Source organism: Micromonospora sp. NPDC049048 (assembly GCF_043197615.1).
Lineage (GTDB): Bacteria > Actinomycetota > Actinomycetes > Mycobacteriales > Micromonosporaceae > Micromonospora.
Window position 1 is genome coordinate 1 of the sequence record NZ_JBICTM010000029.1, and the last position, 2,689, is coordinate 2,689.

The 2,689-nt window shown below is 73.2% G+C and carries 1 protein-coding gene and 1 pseudogene; both read left to right on the plus strand.

Going from position 1 to position 2,689, the window contains the following annotated elements; all coding sequences use genetic code 11:
• The coding region (locus ACGFIG_RS30685; RefSeq protein WP_393008865.1) for a condensation domain-containing protein at window positions 1-1,823 on the plus strand (1,823 nt) is incomplete at its 5' end.
• A 95-nt stretch (window positions 1,824-1,918) separates the two neighbouring features.
• Window positions 1,919-2,689, plus strand: a pseudogene (locus tag ACGFIG_RS30690) (non-ribosomal peptide synthetase); the annotation flags it as partial.

Here is a 2,689-nt window from a genome sequence, read left to right on the forward strand (position 1 = left end):
CCACCCTCGAACAACACCCCGACGTCGGCACCGCCGTCGTCACCCGCCGCGAAGACCAAGGCATCGCCCGACTCGTCGGCTACGTCACCGGACGCGACGGCCGCAAGCCGGCCGTGACCGAACTACGCGACCACGCCGCCGCCATACTCCCGCCCTACATGGTCCCCGCCGTGATCATGATCCTCGACCGGTTCCCCACCGGCGGCACCGGAAAGATCAACCGAAAGGCACTACCCGCACCCGACGCGCAACGCCCCGACCTCGACGTGCCGTACGTGGCACCGGCCACCGACTCCGAACGCCTCGTCACCGGGGTCTTCGCAAGCGTCCTCGGGCTGGACCGGGTCGGGACGCACGACGGCTTCTTCCACCTCGGCGGCACGTCGTTGCAGTCGGCGGCGGTGGCGGCCGGCATCGACGAGGCCGCGGACGTCGTCGTACCCGTCTCGCAGATCCACCGCACGCCCACCCCGCAGGGACTGGCCCAGTGGCTCGCCACCGCCCCCCGCCGCCCCAGGGTCGAGCCGGCGCCTCCCGTCACCGGCCGCCCCGGCCCGTCGAAGCCCGTCCCGCTGACGCCGTCGGTCGCCAAGTGCGTCGCGCTTCCCTTCGAGCTGGTCTGTCCGACCACCTGGTGGATCGAGGGCGACCTGGACCTGCGCGCCCTGATGGCCGCCATGGGCGACGTCCACCGCCGCCACGAGGCCCTCCACGCCCGCTACCGACGCACCGACCCACCCGTCGCCATCATCCCGCCCAACCCCGGCATGCCACAGCTGCGCCTACTCACCGACGCCACCACCGAACAAGACGCGCTCGACCAACTCGCCGAGGCCGTGCAGCAGCCCCTGGACTACACCCAGGGCCGCAACTGGCGCGCCGCCCTCATCCGGAACAAGGCCACGAAGCGGATCCTGTTCGGCATCGGCATCCACCACATCGCCTTCGACGGCTGGTCACACACCCTGCTCGTACGCGACCTCAGCCACGCCTACACCACGCGGCTGTCGGGCAAGGCTCCGGCGTGGGCGCGCCCCGCGCCGACGCTGCGCGAGTCGTACGACGAGTACATGCGGCTGCGCGACGCCACCGACCTCGACGCCCAACGGGCCTACTGGCGCGAGCAGCTACGCGGCCTGCCCCGCCAGGGCAAGGCCGCACCCCAGGTGCCCCTGGAACAGGCGCTGGCCTGGGGCCCGAAGGCCGGGCACATCGTCACGGTCACCCCCGAGGTGCTGCAACGCTGGGACCACGCCGCCCGCGAACAGCGGTTCAGCCGCTCCAGCTACTTCGTGGCGGCGTACGCCTCGGCGCTGCGCGCCATCCACCAGCAGGACGACATCGGCCTGTTGATGATCGTCGCCAAGCGGGGCAGCCGCATCCTCGACTCCGCGTTCACCATCCGGATCAACTCGAACTGCGTCCGGGTCCGGTTCCGGCCGGAGGAGGACCTGCTCCGGCACGTCCAGCAGACCGTCGACGAGCTGATGGCCGCCCAGGACGTGCCCTTCTCGGAGACCGCCGCCGACCCGGCCGTCGGCCTGCCGGGCGAGGTGGTCGCCAGCGTTCCCGGCTTCGCCTACCAGGACAACGTCGTCCTCCCGCTGGAGCTGCCCGGCTGCCGCACCGAGGAGGTCGTCGAGCCGTACGCGCGGGAGGTGATGAGCGGTCTCACCGTCGAGGCGATCCCCCGGGACCGTGACGCCCTTCTGCGCATCACGATCCGCACCGACCTGATCCCGCTCTCCCTCGCCGAGGAACTGGGCACCCACATGCTCCGGTTCCTCGAAGCCGGGCCCGCCCCGGCCCCCGGCACCGCCTGAACGCCGTACCCGGGCACAGCGTGCCCACCAGTTCCTGGTTCCCTGAGCCGGCCGTACCCCTGTGGATGGCGCCGGTCCTGATCGGAGGTTGACTCATGTCTGTCGGGTTCGTAGGTGCTCAGGCCCCGACCACGGGCGTCGCCGGGCCCGACTTCGAGGCCCTCGACCTGATGGGTGACCTGCGGCGGCCCCTGGCGTGGCCGGCCCGGGCGGCGTCGGAGTCGCGGACGCTCGCGCTGCCCGGCCTGCCGGGCCCGGAGCCGGCCGGACTGGTGGTGCTGGCGGGCCTCGTCGGGGTGCTGGCCCGCTACACCGGTCAGGAGGAGGTGGCGCTCGGCGTCTCCTCGGGCGGGTCGGTGGTGCGGGTGGGCGTGGCGGACGATCCGGCGTTCGGTCAGCTGGTGAGCCGGGTGGGTGCGGCGTGGGCCGCGCCGACGGCGGTTGCGGGCGTGGTGGGTCCGGTGGCGGTGGGCCTCGTCGACGGCCCGGTGGCCGACGTGGGCGCGGAGACGGTGGACGTCGACCTGGTGGTGACCGTGGCCTCGGACGGTTCCGGGCTGCGGGTGGATCACGCGGCGGAGGGCTTCTCCGCGGACTGGGTACGGGGCCTGCTGGACCAGACCGTGACGCTGGTGTCGGCCGGCGTGCGGGAGCCGGGGATCCCGCTGTCCGCGCTGCCGTTGCTGGGGGACGCGGAGCGGGAGCGGTTGCTCGCGTGGGGTCGGGGTCCGGTCCGTCCGGTGCCGGCCGAGCCGCTGCACGAGTTGGTGTTGGAGTGGGCCCGCCGCACGCCGGACGCGGTCGCGGGCGTCGCTGACGGCGAGGTGCTGACGTACGCGGAGTTGGAGCGTCGCTCGGGGGCGCTG